This is a genomic window from Mesorhizobium sp. M7A.F.Ca.CA.001.08.2.1, assembly GCF_003998455.1.
GTDB lineage: Bacteria > Pseudomonadota > Alphaproteobacteria > Rhizobiales > Rhizobiaceae > Mesorhizobium > Mesorhizobium ciceri.
This window is the reverse complement of record NZ_RZPW01001440.1, coordinates 1-524: the sequence shown is the minus strand read 5'-3', so window position 1 is coordinate 524 and position 524 is coordinate 1. Positions and strand designations below refer to the sequence as shown.

The following is a 524-nucleotide window of genomic DNA, read 5'->3' as shown; positions in this document are numbered from 1 at the left end:
CTACAAGAAGCCCGGCAATCTGTTCGTTGCCCAGTTCATCGGCTCGCCGGCCATGAACATCCTGCCGGCGACCATCGAAAAGACCGGAAACCCGACCGTCGTCAGCCATGTCGGCGGACGCAAGGCGACCGTGCCGATTGCGACGCCGGCTTCGGCAAAGGGCGCCGCGGTGAGCTTTGGCGTGCGGCCGGAGGACCTGATCATCGCCAGCGGCGCGGACTATCTGTTCGAGGGGACGGTCGACTATGTCGAGCAACTCGGCGAGGTGCAGCTTGTCTATGTCGACATCGGCCGCGCCGATCTGCCGCTGGTGACCAAGCTGCCCGGCAATGTCGAGGTCAAGCGCGGCTCGACATTGCGGCTGAGCGCCAATGGCGAGGACCTGCATATCTTCGACGCGGATGGACGTTCTTTCGCGTTGCATGAAGTGGAAGCAAAGGCGGCTTAACCGCAATTACCGTGTCAGGCACAAAAAAGAGCGGCGGCTCCGGCCCGCCGCTCTTTTACTTCGAGATCGACTTCGG

Annotated in this window: 1 protein-coding gene; it reads left to right on the top strand. The window is 62.4% G+C overall.

What is annotated here, in order from left to right:
* On the top strand, nucleotides 1-448 hold a 448-nt coding region (locus tag EN914_RS37860), incomplete at its 5' end, for a TOBE domain-containing protein (protein WP_164779300.1).
* Between the last annotated feature and the right edge of the window lie 76 nt (nucleotides 449-524).